The 12,053-nt window shown below is 55.6% G+C and carries 16 protein-coding genes; all 16 read right to left on the bottom strand.

The features are described from left to right. Positions 1 to 214: hypothetical protein (locus tag ACTUHY_RS10350; protein ID WP_442826461.1), on the bottom strand; the 214-nt coding region annotated here is incomplete at its 3' end. Position 215: 1 nt separating this feature from the next. Further along, positions 216 to 578, bottom strand: coding sequence for a hypothetical protein (locus tag ACTUHY_RS10345; protein ID WP_045172475.1), 363 nt, complete (start codon positions 576 to 578; stop codon positions 216 to 218). Further along, positions 553 to 1,674, bottom strand: a complete 1,122-nt coding sequence (locus tag ACTUHY_RS10340) for a radical SAM protein (protein ID WP_442827651.1) — start codon at positions 1,672 to 1,674, stop codon at positions 553 to 555. The genes ACTUHY_RS10345 and ACTUHY_RS10340 overlap by 26 nt, the downstream gene beginning before the upstream one ends. Next, on the bottom strand, positions 1,671 to 3,170 hold the full coding sequence (locus ACTUHY_RS10335; RefSeq protein ID WP_442827650.1) for a hypothetical protein: 1,500 nt from the start codon (positions 3,168 to 3,170) through the stop codon (positions 1,671 to 1,673). The genes ACTUHY_RS10340 and ACTUHY_RS10335 overlap by 4 nt, the downstream gene beginning before the upstream one ends. Continuing rightward, positions 3,163 to 3,498: a hypothetical protein gene (locus ACTUHY_RS10330; protein ID WP_154488046.1), complete on the bottom strand. Its 336-nt coding sequence runs from the start codon at positions 3,496 to 3,498 to the stop codon at positions 3,163 to 3,165. The genes ACTUHY_RS10335 and ACTUHY_RS10330 overlap by 8 nt, the downstream gene beginning before the upstream one ends. A 1-nt stretch (position 3,499) precedes the next feature. After that, positions 3,500 to 4,144 carry a hypothetical protein gene (locus ACTUHY_RS10325; protein WP_442827649.1) on the bottom strand — a complete coding sequence of 215 codons (645 nt, stop codon included), beginning with the start codon at positions 4,142 to 4,144 and terminating at the stop codon, positions 3,500 to 3,502. Beyond that, positions 4,144 to 5,388, bottom strand: a complete 1,245-nt coding sequence (locus ACTUHY_RS10320; protein ID WP_279002263.1) for an XkdQ/YqbQ family protein — start codon at positions 5,386 to 5,388, stop codon at positions 4,144 to 4,146. Before ACTUHY_RS10320 ends, ACTUHY_RS10325 begins: the two co-directional genes overlap by 1 nt. Then, positions 5,385 to 6,170, bottom strand: a complete 786-nt coding sequence (locus ACTUHY_RS10315) for a phage distal tail protein (protein ID WP_442827648.1) — start codon at positions 6,168 to 6,170, stop codon at positions 5,385 to 5,387. Before ACTUHY_RS10315 ends, ACTUHY_RS10320 begins: the two co-directional genes overlap by 4 nt. A gap of 36 nt (positions 6,171 to 6,206) precedes the next feature. After that, complete coding sequence (locus tag ACTUHY_RS10310; RefSeq protein WP_014128912.1) at positions 6,207 to 6,485, bottom strand: hypothetical protein; 279 nt, start codon at positions 6,483 to 6,485, stop codon at positions 6,207 to 6,209. Between the two features lie 107 nt (positions 6,486 to 6,592). After that, positions 6,593 to 9,691: a tape measure protein gene (locus ACTUHY_RS10305; RefSeq protein WP_442827647.1), complete on the bottom strand. Its 3,099-nt coding sequence runs from the start codon at positions 9,689 to 9,691 to the stop codon at positions 6,593 to 6,595. Continuing rightward, a complete protein-coding gene (locus tag ACTUHY_RS10300; RefSeq protein WP_442827646.1) occupies positions 9,675 to 9,920 on the bottom strand; it encodes a hypothetical protein in 246 nt (81 codons plus the stop codon). Before ACTUHY_RS10300 ends, ACTUHY_RS10305 begins: the two co-directional genes overlap by 17 nt. Positions 9,921 to 10,021: 101 nt before the next feature. Then, positions 10,022 to 10,396 carry a hypothetical protein gene (locus ACTUHY_RS10295; protein WP_432643540.1) on the bottom strand — a complete coding sequence of 125 codons (375 nt, stop codon included), beginning with the start codon at positions 10,394 to 10,396 and terminating at the stop codon, positions 10,022 to 10,024. 18 nt (positions 10,397 to 10,414) lie between these two features. After that, entirely contained in the window at positions 10,415 to 10,897 is a 483-nt protein-coding gene (locus tag ACTUHY_RS10290; RefSeq protein ID WP_278815711.1) for a phage tail tube protein, read from the bottom strand. Position 10,898: 1 nt separating this feature from the next. Then, on the bottom strand, positions 10,899 to 11,303 hold the full coding sequence (locus ACTUHY_RS10285; protein WP_278815709.1) for a DUF3168 domain-containing protein: 405 nt from the start codon (positions 11,301 to 11,303) through the stop codon (positions 10,899 to 10,901). After that, complete coding sequence (locus ACTUHY_RS10280; RefSeq protein ID WP_278815708.1) at positions 11,300 to 11,743, bottom strand: HK97-gp10 family putative phage morphogenesis protein; 444 nt, start codon at positions 11,741 to 11,743, stop codon at positions 11,300 to 11,302. Before ACTUHY_RS10280 ends, ACTUHY_RS10285 begins: the two co-directional genes overlap by 4 nt. Before the next feature lie 2 nt (positions 11,744 to 11,745). Then, positions 11,746 to 12,051, bottom strand: coding sequence for a phage head closure protein (locus ACTUHY_RS10275; protein WP_442827645.1), 306 nt, complete (start codon positions 12,049 to 12,051; stop codon positions 11,746 to 11,748). Positions 12,052 to 12,053: the final 2 nt, after the last annotated feature.

Here is a 12,053-nt window from a genome sequence, read left to right as displayed (position 1 = left end):
TCTGGCAGCAGTTGGCCTGGCAACAGTTTCCCGAAAAGGCCTCCTCTAGTTTGTTCACCGCTGTTTCCAGGGCTGCCACGTTGATTTTCTTCACCTTGTCATAGTTCATCGAGGAAAGGTCGATGGAGATCTTCGTCTTTGTGGCAAGGGTCTCCAGTCCCGACTGGATGTCCGTCAGGTCCTTCTTCCATACAATCTCGTTCTGACTTGCCATCTTATGGCCCTCCTCCCGAATCGTCCGAGCAGTTACAGTTGCTACAGTTGCAGTTGCAATCGCACTGCCCTCTCGTCTGGCAGGTACAGTTCCTCGAGCTGCACTGGCTGATGCTCTGGCAGGTTTGGCAGGAACTGGACTGACATTTCTGGCTCTGACATCCCTGGCAGGTCTGGCATTTCTGGCACGACTGGCAGAAGGTGCAGTTTCCGCAGTTGTCCACATTGGCCCCGTAGGCATTGAGCTGTTCCAGAGCCGTCTGGAGTTCCGTCACATGGATGGCCTTCACCTTCAGCTCACTGGTATCTGTGAGGGCTGTCGTGTCCGTGAAGGTGGTTTTATTGATGGTTCCGTTCTTTGCCATGGTTCTTCTCCAATAGCTTCTGCCCGTACTGCTGGATGGCTATCAGGACCGGAGTGAAAACGGCCCGCTTGAGCCGGCAGTAGGATCCCTTCCGGGCTTTGTCCCCCACCAGCTTGCAGCCGCCCTGACAGAAGGCGAGAGCTGTACAGGACAGGCACTCTTTTCGATACTCATGGGTGTGGTCCCCAGCAAGGATCCGCTGCAAGTAACTGAAGTACCCGTCATGGATGGTGCCGGCCTTCCGGGAGGTGTTGTGGCAGGGATACAGATTGCCCTGGAGATCCAGGTTCAGTACCGTGAGACCGTTCCCGCAGGCCGCCGTGTACCGGTCCCACTTGCCTTTTCCCGTCAGGTAGAAATCCTTCAGGGATCCAAAAAGCTGACGGATGTAGGCTTCTTCCGTGTACCGATCCGGGGGGACCCGTTTCCCAAAGCCGTCCAGGAACTGGAGGGCCATGGCCGTCATCTCCCGCTTCACCCGGCTGTAGTCTATGTCCAGCAGATTCTTCTTCGGAAGGCCCGTATCCATGATCTCGTCCAGGTTCACGGCAATCTGGTACCCATGGATGGCACTGTACTCCTCCGAAATCTTCTGGAATGCCTGAAGCACTTCCCGGGGATAGGCTTTGGCGGAAAGGACGGCAGAAAGACAGAGATGTCCCAGGGCCAAGATCCGTTCCCGGGTTTCCGGCACGGAAAACACATCGTATCCCCGGGTTTCCCTCACGTGAGGTCCGTCCCAGGACACACAGACCGTAAAATTCCGGGCATTAAAAAAACGGACCATTTCATCCGTGAGGGCCCGGCCATTGGTAATGATCCCAAAGGTCATGTTCAATTTGCGTTTCTTAACAGCAGCCACCACTTCCTGGATGGCGGCAAAGTACAACAGAGGCTCCCCGCCGTAGAACTGCAGGTGGAGGGGCCGGGAGTTTTCTTGAGAAATCTCTTCCAGGAAGTCGTAGATTTCTGGGTTGACCTCCCGGGTCAGAGGCTTATGCACCAGAGGATGCTGCAGACAGTAAGCACAGTTCATATTGCAGGAATTCCCCAGCATGAGGAATACCGTGTTAATGTTCCGTTTTAAATATTTCATCTTCCACTCCTTACGATGATCTTCACCAGCCGCACGTTTTCTGCGGTATCGTCCTTCACGATCTGTCCCACCGCCTGGCTAAGACTTTCGCCCGAAAGGGCCATCCGGCCCACTCCCGGCATTTCGGAAGGGATCACCCATCCGCCTTTCTTGGCTTTCCCATACATCCGGACAGGCACACGGCCGGCCAGGGCTACGGGGATATACGTAGGGAGGTTCACTTTCAGGATGTCGTCCCCCGGAGAAAGGGTCCGGCCGCCGATGATGGAAGCAAAATCTTCCGTATGGACTCCCACCACACACAGGCTGCCGGCAGTGGCCTTGACGTATTGTTCCTTATTGGTTGTTTCGTCCAGGGCAATGATGTCTCCCCGCTGAGTATCCCCGCCCCGGGGAAAGAATTCAGCGTAGTCGTTATAGACCGCGTTGTAGACTTTGGTGGCGGTCAGGGTACCCGTCAGGGTCACATTCCCGTCCGCATCCGTAGCCACAAACCGGCTGTCGTTGGTCAGCTGGCTGGTCTTATCCGGGATCACCGGTCTGTTCAGCAGATCCGTATAGCTGCCGGTTTTGGCCACCGTCGCAAGGGTCCCGGTTTCCCCGGTCAGTTCTGCCTTGGTGGCGTAGGTCTCTGCGATGTTGTTCCCTTTCCCATCTGCCAGGGCCGCCTGGGCCGTTGCTGTGGCATCCAGCTTCTTCCCCATGGCCGTCATGATGGTAGTGGCAAAGTTGGGGTCGTTCCCCAGGGCATCCGCCAGTTCTTTCAGGGTATCCAGGGAGGCATCGGAGCCATTCACCAGCTCTGCGATTTTCTGCTTCACATAGGCCACGTTGGCGATCTGGGTGCTTTGGGCATTTTCTGCGGGAGTCGGAGCTGCTGGGGTCCCTGTCAGGGCCGGGCTGTCCACATCCGCCTTCACCTTTAGATCAATCTGCATTTGAGCCAGTTTCTCGGCGGCACTCTCGGCACTTTGCCTGGCCATGGTGGCCTGGGTGGCGGCCTCTTCCTGGGAGGCTTTGGCTGCCGTTGCACTGCTGGCAGAGGCTTTGGCACTGGTGTCCGCGGCCTTGGCGCTGGCGGATGCTTCAGCAGCTTTTTGGGAAGAAACCGTAGCCCAGGCTTTACTGGACTTGGCTCCAGCAACCCCATCCGGATTCTCAGTACTTTCCGCCCAGGCCCGTGCTGTTTCCGCCCAGGTTTTAGAGGACCGTGCCCCGGAAACTCCGTCCGGCTCCTGGGTGCTCTCCGCCCACTGCCGGGCTGTATCTGCCCAGACTTTAGAAGATCGGGTTCCTTCCCCGGCGGGAGGGCTGTCGCTTTCCGCCCAGGCTTCCGCCATGTTCTGGCTGTTGAGGGCATTCTCTGCATATTCTCCGGCTTTGTTTTTGTATTCCCGGGCCTGGTCGGCGGCATAGGTATCCGCCACGTCTCCCAGTTCCACTTCCGTGTTATTTTGGACGGTCAGCGTCACTTCCACATTGGCAGCATCAGACATTGTGGGCCACCCCCTTGATGATGAAAGATTTGGTAAAGAAGCAGGTCAAGATCCGTTCCGTCTCGCTGTTCATGATCGCCAGGTCGTAGATGTATGCTCCAGGCTCCAGGGAATCCAGAGCTCCCTTGGGCACCACCACATCCACGAAGTTGTTGTTGGGGTTGTAGAAGGTGTCCGCATACACTACTTCGGAAGAGTTGGTGGTTTTCTTAATGGCAAAGACCACTTTGTCCGCGTTGGTCAGCTTGTAATTGGTAAAACGGAATCGGATAGAAAAGGTGTCGTACTGGGACACCTGGATGTTCTTATTTTCATCAATGACCAGCATTTTAGCCTCCTCCTGAATCATCGCTGCAGTCGCAGTTACAGTTGCAGTTGCACTGAGAATTCTCTTTCCAGTATTCTTCTGTATGGGACCGGTTCACCAGTTCCTGAAGGATACGCCGGAGGGTGTAGGTTCCTGCCGGGATCCCCCGGTGTTTCCGGATATGGTAAGCAGACTTGATGGACTGCAGTCCCGGTGCCGATGTAGGTCCCGTCTCTACGTCCCAGGAATTCAAGCCCATCACCCGGGCGTCCTTGTCTGCCTGCGTGCTGGACGTTACGGAAATCTCCACCTGGTCGATGAGCCGGTCGTCCGTCAGGGTCCCCATCCCGTTATAGGTCACAAGGACGGTCTTCCCCGCATCGGCTGCAGAAAATTTCAACGTCCCGGTATTCCAGCCCTCGATACCATGCTCTGTGGTGAGGTAGTCCGGCCAGTACTGCCCCTGGGCCGGTTCTTCCGCCACTTCCGTCAGGAGGGTTCCGTTCTGGAACTTCACCTGCAGGGTGGTGGGAGAAGTCTTCTGGGGCACTTCCGCCAGCCGGATGGTATAGGGGCTGTTGCTGGGGATCACGTGGGTTTCGTCGAAGATTTTCTTGATGTCAAAGGTGTTTTCAAAGGGATTGAATCGATAATCATGGATGGCCATCAGCTTCCTCCTTTCCATTGTTTCAGGGCCGAAGACTGGGACTGCTCGATATCCTTGGACCGCCGTTCGATTTCTGACAGATACCGGTCCACGGAAAATTGGGGCTCGCCCAGCTCCATTTCGGTCTTGATGCCCTTTTCCCCGGAGAGGGTGTATTTGATCTTCTTGATAGGATAGGTATCCGCATTCCCATCCAGCCTTCGGATTTCCGCCAGCCCGTCAGTAGACATATGTCGGACGTTGAAGGTCCCGTCCGGGTAAGGGTACTCCAGTCGCACCCCGCTGATCTTGGCGGATTTCACAGGAGCCTTGTACTGGCTGATCTGGTTTTCGCCCCACCTTTTGGCATCGGCGGCATCGTAGGCTTCCGGCAGGTTCCAGACGGCCTGGTGGACCCCGTAGCTGTTCTGGCTTTCCTTATCTTCCACAACGCACAGCCACTGCTCGCCCTGGTCGTCCACGCTGCCCCCCTTGATCCGAGCCCAGTTCACCAGTTTGGACACATCCCAGGAAGGGGTGTAGGAAGTAATGTGTTTTCCTACCGTAAGACGGGCCTGTTCGTTCACTGCTGTCTCTCTGCGGCGAAAGTACAGACACCGGTATTCATCCACTCCGTACACGTAATCCACGGCAAAGTCCGCCAGGGTATTCAGGGCCTCTTTCACCGTCACCCCGTCAAAGACCAGTTTGGTGGGACGGTATCCCACGCTCTGGATCTTGCTGTCGTTGTAGACCACCTGCAATGTCTGCCGTTCCACCTGGCGGGCAATGTCCCGGACGATATCTCCCACGTCCGTATTCTCATAGGTCTTCCAGAGCATCACATTCTCCAGCCGGTTGTAGAAACCATAGCCTTTGTACACGAACTTGGTATCCGTAGTCCCTTCAATAGGCCGGCTGATGATGTACCCGCTGTACCAGGGTTTCCGGTCTCCGTACAGGTGGATGTCGATACGCTGCATATAGTCCAGCTGGGCGTTATCCGGCTGCCGGTAAAAGGTCATCTGGCACTGGCCACAGCCGGTGCTGGTGATTTCAAAGGTCACTTCATTCAGGGCATTGGCCTCGCTGCCCCCGCCAAAAATAGCCGTCCGGGTCCCGTCCTTTTTGTAGGCATAGACCACGAACTGGCCGGGATAGTACTCATGGACCTTGCCCCGGTCGCTGTTTCCTTCACCGGCCCCAGTAGGACCGGCAAAGATCCACCGGCCGAACAGGCCCCGTCCAAAGATGAAATTCGTCATACAAACCACCTGTTGGTATAGGTAATTTCCACCGTGCCCGCTCCTCCTGTGTACAGAAAGAGGTTGGCTCCCGGTTTGGCATGGAGGAAGGTGCCCGTAAAGGCATTGATGCTGTTGTCTTTATCCCGCCAGACTGTCCCTTCCCGGCCATTCACAATGGAGGTCTTGGGGGCTACCAGCAGGGCATCCGTCAGGGTGAACTTCTCTTTGGCCTCCTGGTGCCAGACAGTCAGATTGGTCATCCGGTCTATGGGAATAAAGCGAAAGGTAAGAGGGGTATCCACGCTCCCCAGATTATGGAGCACCATTTCCGCCTGCACTGTAGCCTGGGGAAAGGTGAATACCACCTTGGATTCCTGAGCTTCATACCGGAACGGATCTGCCAGGAGAAGGGAAACAGTGATGTTGCTCCTTCTCTGCTTGAACCCGTTCTCAAACTTGTGCTTGATTTTCGACAGGCAGGCCACATGGTAAACCCGGTCTGGCCGACCTGCCATCAAGGAATAGTCAGTCTGGCCAAAGAAGGTATAGGCTTCGTTCAGCACTTCGTCATGGTCTTCTTCCGTAGCACCTTCCATGGAAAACTCCACCTGGAGAGTCCGTCCGTCAATCTTTCCATCCCCCACTGCATCACTTCCATGGGCAAAGGCCCGGGACTGGAGCTTGCTCCGAAAAGTATAGCTGCCGCTGTCCGTAAGGCTCCAATGGACCGGCAGCTTGTATTCCACCCCGTCTTTGGTGATGGTAAAATTCTGTTCGTTTTCTTTTCTTTCCGGAAACATGCTCTTTCACCTCCTGGTTCCCACTACCGTTTTTTATCAGTTGTTGGAATCCTGATCAAAGGGAACGAAGTCCCCATGATTAATTTCATACCGGATTACCACGTCACCATCCTGTTTGGTGATGGCCACATCATTTTCCACGTAGGATTCAATCAGGTGTCCATTGACCATCCGTTTCTGGTAGCAGGTGGGGTTCCGATCCGTGATTCCAGTTCCAGGATCCCCCACGATTTCGCGGATGTCAGTAGCAAAAGCCGTTCCCGCAATGCCAGCTACCAGGGCCAGAGTCATTGCCATCATTTTCATGTTCTTCATCGTGCATCTCTCCTTTTTGTGCATAAAGATAGGGCAGCCGGTTTTCCGGCGCCCTTGTAGAAAGCTATTAAATTCAGGTATAAGTAAAATTGTTCCAACGGTTGGCTTTACGCTCCTCTCAGTCCTGCCAGGACAGCATCGGTGAAGCCATCCATCAGATCATCCAGATCTGCGGCGTTGTTGATGTCTCCGTAGTTGTTGAACGTGGTGTTCATTTCCCGGTTGTCCGTAGATTCGCTGGAATTTGTGATGCCTTCGGCAATGCTGTCGAACACCGCCCTGTTCAGGGGTAAGGCCACTTCGTCACCGGCATCCCCCAGGACACCAATAAGAGGTCTTGTAAAATAGCCGCCTTTGGCATAATGAGGAGTCTTCCCCGCTCCCTGGGCCGCACCGGCAGCCGTATTGGACGCAGCTGCTGCCATGCCGATGCCCACTGCCGCGGACGTACCTCCCGTCAGAAGGCCCGTAGCGATGGGACCTGCAGACGGGTCGATGACCAGTTTCAGCCAGGCCGCAGGAGCCAGAGCCCCGGCCGCTGCCGTTCCCTGAGCCACCGTCTTGGCGGCACTGGCCGCATTGAGCTTATCCCCGAATAGGGCCGTCACCAACATCCCGGAGAGCATCTGGGAGAAATAGCTGGCAATGGTCTTCAGCATGGCCTTCCCCAGATCCAGAAAGGCATCCTTGGCGTTTTTTGCTCCTGTCAGGATATCTGTGAAGGCGGTCTCCAGACCACTTAAAGTGGTGGAAGCCATGTCCGCGATCAGTTCCAGGGTTCCCATGTGGGCATTCATATAGGCTTCCTGGTAGGTATCCATCAGAGATTTCTCTGCGTCAATGTTGCTTTGGCGGAGGGCCATCTCAGCCGTCAGGGTCTCCTGCAGCATGGCCAGGGAATTCTGGTTGTAGGCTTCATCCAGAGCTGCCTGGATGTCTTTCCCCTGGGCAAAGTAGGCGTTCCGTTCCTCCATATAGCTTTTGTAGGCTGCTGCTTTTTCCAGATTGGCCTGTTTGTCAAAGGCAATCTCGTTGGCACTGGCCTGTTCATAGGCGATGCCTTTTTCCTTCAGAGCGTTCAGGAATACAGCCTTTTCACTGGCCGTCAAAGAAATAAAGTCCTGGGACAGCTTGGCGTACTTGTCATCAATGGACGCCACGGCCTTTTCCATGTCGGACTGCATCTTCATGACTTCCTGTTCCTGTTTGGAACCATAGAGGGTAAGTTTGGCAGTAACGGCATCAAAAGACAGGTCCCGGGCTTTGTTCATCAGTTCCCGGTTTTTGGCCTGTTCTTCCGAAAGGGCGTCCAGGCGCTTCTGGGCATATAGCTCTGCCAGACGGGTCTTATCCCGTTCGTAGTTCTCGTTGGCAGACCGGGATTTTTCCAGTTCGTCCGTTTCTTCCTTGTACCAACGATCCACCAGGGCACTCTTGGTCTGGAAGGTCCGGAACCATTCTTCTTCGATACTCTTACTGGTCTGAATAGCGGCATTGGCCAACTGATCTGTTTCTCTGGAGCTTCCTCCCCCTCCGCCACCACCAGAACCACCGCCGCCTCCTCCACCTCCAGAAGGAACTGGGATATCCCCACCTCCCCCTCGAAGATTGCTGAAGTCCGGCAGCTTGAATTCCCGTTTGGCAGGAGTGCTACTGCCCCCGCCACCTTCTCCACCGCTTTCGCCACCCATGGAACCCAGAGCATTGTTGGTTTCCAGGATTTTCTGGATCAAGCTGGAGAGCCAACTAATGGCTTCACTGACAAAGTTGGCAATGGTAGAAAGGGCACTAGAGGCCCAGGAGGGAAGGATGCTGCCGGCCATGTCGGACAGGATGCTTCCTACTTCATCGATACAGGACCCAATGCCTTCTACCAGATAGGTAAAAGCGTTCAGGATCCAGGTCACACATTCGCTAAGGACGCTGATGAAGTTCAGCACTCCGTTCACTACCCCGCCAATCACCTGCAGGGCTGCATAGAAAGCTGCCCCCATCACGGCAGCCACCAAGGTGAACACCGGTTCCAGAGCCTGAAGGTTGGCAATAATGGACTGGGCCGCCGCGCTCATCATAGTCTGTACTGCATCCACAGCCCGGGTGACTGTTTCCATTTTAATGCCCATGGTTCCCAGCACATCTTCTACGGTCATCCCGCTTTTCCAGATGGCATAGAGGGCCGTGGCCATTGCCGCTGCTACCCCAATAAAAGGAGCTGCCGCTGCAACCGCCGCCAGAAAGGGCGCGGCCATGAGAGCCACCTTCGTCACAAAAAGCCCAATGGCCGGAATGGCAAGGCCGGTCAAGGTGGATACAATAAGCAGGAGTCCGGCCTGGAATTCAGGGGGAATGGCTGTCAGGAGCGCTTCTGTAAGACCAGAAGACTGGACGGTGGCTGCAAAGTTGGTCAGCATATCCCCTAAGGACTGGAAGATCCCCGGCAGGTTTAGGGCTTCCGCAATCTGGAGGCCCACTTGGGCCGCCGACTGTTCCAGTCCATCCATGAGGGTGGACCAGGTGCCGCTGATGGTCTCACTCTGCTGATCCATCATGCCCCCGAAAGACTGTTCCATACCACTGACCAAAGCCGTAATGCCCGTTGCCGCATCAATGGCTCCTTTGGACACCCTGTCCATGGCTTCCGGTACGGAAACCCCGATCTGGTCCGCCAGCATCTTCCAGGCAGGTATCCCGGTTTCGGTAAGCTGCATCATTTCACCGGCCTGGACCTTGGACTTGGCGGCCATCTGGCCCAAAGCCAGGGTGATCCGGTTGATGCCTTCCGCCCCAAGACCGACCCCAGCCGCGGCATCCCCAACTGCCGTAAGGGTCGGTATAACCTGTTCTGCAGAGAACCCAAAGGCGATGAACTTCTGGGCCGCCTGGGACACCTGGCTAAATTCAAAAGGAGTCTTGGCCGCAAAGTCCTGCATCTTGGCCAGAAAGTCCTGGGCTTTTTCCGCGCTCCCCAGCATATTGGTGAAGGCGGTCTTGGTACTCTGGAGACTGGCCCCTGCTTTTACAGAAGCCACTCCCAGGGCAGCCAGGCCGGCCCCGATGCCGCCTAAGACGGCCAGGGATTTCTTCGAAACGTCCAGAGCCTCGCTCCCGAAGGCGGTCTTGATCTGACGTTTGGTTGTATTGAGTTCTTTCCGGAGATCGGAGGTATCCGCTCCGATTTTGACCAGAAGGTCAGCGATGGTTGCCATATCCGTCAGCTCCTTTCCGTCTGAATTCCTCGAAGAAGGCATCCCGCTCTGCCGCGATTTCACTGCCTGTTTTCTTAGGCAGGAAGGGTTTCATCAGCTTCTCCGTCCGTACCGGTTTTCTCGTATGGACGCTCATCAGGCAGGCCACCCAGTAGGCGGTCTCCCACTTTTTCCGTTGTTCATCCTTGGCCCGGCACTCGGCCATCCGGTCCAGTTCCAGTGGCGTCATGGCATAAAACTGGGCAGGCAGAAGATGAAGCATCCCATAGGCCACTTCTTCCGCCCACCCCAGCCAGTCGTTAAAAGACGGGACTTCTTCCTGTCCCGCCGTCAGTTTTTTGGCTTCGTTTTCCCCTTCGCCTGGTCTTTACCCGGGTCCTCTTCCGGGAAGATGGCGTAGTACACTTCTTTCCCCAGGATGCCGGACCCGGCGATGGCCTTCACCACCGGCTGGACGAATTCGTCCATCTCGTGGCCTTCGTCAATCAGCTCCTGCATCTTATTGGCATACCACTGGGGATTCTTGATGCCATGCTGCCGGAGGCCGATGGAGAGAAGCGCCGTCAGGATTCCCAGATTCAGTTCCTGGTTCCGGATAATGTCCCCGGCACTTTTGCCCGTGAGATTCTCCACCTGAATCAGCCGGCCGATATCGAAATACAGGTACTGGCCGGGGCCAAAGACTTCAAAGTCGATTTTCTTCATAGAATGTAATACCTCCTATCAGCCATTCTCAATTACTGTTCCGGCCGCACTCTTCAGTTCACTGAGGGGTCCGTCCCCGGAAATGGTCCCGGAGAGGGTGGCCACGTCATCATGAGGGGTGGACAGGCTGCATTCCGTCACGGAACCCCAGCCGGTTACATAGCTCTTGTCCGGATATTCGAATTTGATGTGGACCTGCTTCCCGGCCAGGAAAGAGGCTTCCAGGAACCGGGCTCCCTTGTCTCCTGCCAGATACACGGACTCCAGATCCAGGGACCAGTTCCGGAGACCCGGGATGGTGGATTTCCACCCGCTGGACGTTTTGCTGCTGGCGTCGATTTCATCCGCCTGCCGGGTCAGGTCCCCGCTCCGCTGACCCCCTAACAGCAGCCAGGTGGGATTGGTGTCGGATTCCCCGGCGTTCAGATAGATCAAATAATCCTTGCCGGCAGTAGCCGTATTGGAGGCTTCGCTCCGGCTGGGAAAAGTGGTGGTTGCCATATTACTCCTCCTTATGGATGTTTTGGATGAGGACTTCCAGGGTGATCACCCCGCTGTACCCGGTTTCATCTTCCGGGTAGGTTTCGTAGAAATCCACTCCCTGGGCGCTTACGTAGAACTCGTCTCCCGTAAGGTCCAACTGCTCCATTCCGAATAGGTTGATGAGCTTCTCCGCCAGGGAGTTGATTTCGTACCGGCCTTTATAGCTGCTATAAATGTGGATGTGGGCCGACAGGTGAGTCATGTCCTCGGTTTTCGTGGATTTGTCCTGGACGGTCATGGTCCCCAGGGTGATAAACGGCAGCACCGCTTCCTGGGGCACATAGTCATAGACCGCCAGTCCTGTGTGTTCTCTCAAAAAGGCCACCAGGGCCTTGTGGATGGCATTGTTGGGTAATCTCTTCATGGTTCACGGATCGCTTTCTTCACTTCCTGGATCAGCTGAGGTTCCACGTAGTCGTAGGCCGGCTTGAAGAAGGGTTTTCCGGATTGAGCCGGGATCCTGGCCCGTTTCGTAAAGACAGGCCCGCCCCGGAAAAACCGGAGAGCCTTTTTCTTCCTGGGCTTTACCGTATGGGCCCGGCTGCCGAATTCCACCAGATGGGCATAGGGCTGGTTGCTGAACACCTGCCCTTCCAGCTTCACGGTGGAAAACCGCTGCCTGATGGATTTTTTCAGCTTCCCCGACCGGATCGGGACCCGCTGCCGGGCCTCCCGGTATACCGCATTGGTTCCTCTTTTGAGGGCCGCTTCCACCCGGAGACGGGTCTTTCCATCCCAGGCGGAAATCTGCCGGATGGCTTTGCTCAGTTCCCCTTCCGGGACTTTTACCGTAAAAACAGCCATGGCTACACCCCCTGTTCATACCGATGGACGATCAGCGTGGTACTGTCCCGGTAAGTATTGTCCACGGTCTCGATTTCGTACAGTTCTCCAGCGAGCCTCAGTCTCCATCCCCGTTTCAAATCCTTGCGGGGCCGGATTTTGAGACGCAATTGCTCCCGATTCATGGGAGTCCCCTGGGCTTCCTGTTCGGCATAGTTTGTCTGGATCACCTGGGCCCAGATTTTCCCTTCTTCTTTATAGTCCGTATGAAAGCCCCCGTACCCGTCTTCGGAAGGAATAGGCCTAAGAAGGGTAATCCGTTTATCCATCT

The sequence above is a fragment of the Acidaminococcus nyctereutis genome, assembly GCF_052216985.1.
Classification (GTDB): domain Bacteria; phylum Bacillota; class Negativicutes; order Acidaminococcales; family Acidaminococcaceae; genus Acidaminococcus; species Acidaminococcus fermentans_A.
This window is presented reverse-complemented; position numbering and strand designations above follow the sequence as displayed.

Coding starts and splice junctions, on each gene's coding strand:
- ACTUHY_RS10345 (WP_045172475.1), bottom strand. CDS start 578: ATGGCAAAGAACGGAACCATCAATAAAACCACCTTCACGGACACGACA.
- ACTUHY_RS10340 (WP_442827651.1), bottom strand. CDS start 1,674: ATGAAATATTTAAAACGGAACATTAACACGGTATTCCTCATGCTGGGG.
- ACTUHY_RS10335 (WP_442827650.1), bottom strand. CDS start 3,170: ATGTCTGATGCTGCCAATGTGGAAGTGACGCTGACCGTCCAAAATAAC.
- ACTUHY_RS10330 (WP_154488046.1), bottom strand. CDS start 3,498: ATGCTGGTCATTGATGAAAATAAGAACATCCAGGTGTCCCAGTACGAC.
- ACTUHY_RS10325 (WP_442827649.1), bottom strand. CDS start 4,144: ATGGCCATCCATGATTATCGATTCAATCCCTTTGAAAACACCTTTGAC.
- ACTUHY_RS10320 (WP_279002263.1), bottom strand. CDS start 5,388: ATGACGAATTTCATCTTTGGACGGGGCCTGTTCGGCCGGTGGATCTTT.
- ACTUHY_RS10315 (WP_442827648.1), bottom strand. CDS start 6,170: ATGTTTCCGGAAAGAAAAGAAAACGAACAGAATTTTACCATCACCAAA.
- ACTUHY_RS10310 (WP_014128912.1), bottom strand. CDS start 6,485: ATGAAGAACATGAAAATGATGGCAATGACTCTGGCCCTGGTAGCTGGC.
- ACTUHY_RS10305 (WP_442827647.1), bottom strand. CDS start 9,691: ATGGCAACCATCGCTGACCTTCTGGTCAAAATCGGAGCGGATACCTCC.
- ACTUHY_RS10300 (WP_442827646.1), bottom strand. CDS start 9,920: ATGACGCCACTGGAACTGGACCGGATGGCCGAGTGCCGGGCCAAGGAT.
- ACTUHY_RS10295 (WP_432643540.1), bottom strand. CDS start 10,396: ATGAAGAAAATCGACTTTGAAGTCTTTGGCCCCGGCCAGTACCTGTAT.
- ACTUHY_RS10290 (WP_278815711.1), bottom strand. CDS start 10,897: ATGGCAACCACCACTTTTCCCAGCCGGAGCGAAGCCTCCAATACGGCT.
- ACTUHY_RS10285 (WP_278815709.1), bottom strand. CDS start 11,303: ATGAAGAGATTACCCAACAATGCCATCCACAAGGCCCTGGTGGCCTTT.
- ACTUHY_RS10280 (WP_278815708.1), bottom strand. CDS start 11,743: ATGGCTGTTTTTACGGTAAAAGTCCCGGAAGGGGAACTGAGCAAAGCC.
- ACTUHY_RS10275 (WP_442827645.1), bottom strand. CDS start 12,051: ATGGATAAACGGATTACCCTTCTTAGGCCTATTCCTTCCGAAGACGGG.